This window comes from Paraburkholderia sp. SIMBA_027, assembly GCF_046535315.1.
In the GTDB taxonomy this organism is placed as follows: domain Bacteria; phylum Pseudomonadota; class Gammaproteobacteria; order Burkholderiales; family Burkholderiaceae; genus Paraburkholderia; species Paraburkholderia tropica.
Genome location: NZ_JAWRWY010000706.1, coordinates 1 through 267, shown reverse-complemented (window position 1 = coordinate 267; position 267 = coordinate 1). Strand labels below are relative to the sequence as shown.

Sequence of the window (267 nt, the reverse complement as noted above, 5' to 3'; positions counted from 1 at the left end):
ATGGTTGGTCATTCACACTTTTATTCAATGAGTTGATTCAACTTTATTTAGATAACGAAACAATTTCTCCTGAAGTAAAATTACAATATAAAGATTATGCTGAATGGCAGAATAAACTTATTCATAATGGAAAACTAAATAAAAGTAAAATGTTTTGGATGGAAAAGTTAGGGGGAACTATTCCTGTTTCTACAATTCCTACAGATTTTTCACGATCTGGATTCAAGACCTATGATGGTAATAGTATTTTATTTGATGTGAATAATA

General features: G+C 28.5%; 1 protein-coding gene. It reads left to right on the top strand.

Annotated elements, in window-relative coordinates:
* Positions 1–267: condensation domain-containing protein (locus SB764_RS40860; protein ID WP_410866877.1), on the top strand; the 267-nt coding region annotated here is incomplete at both ends.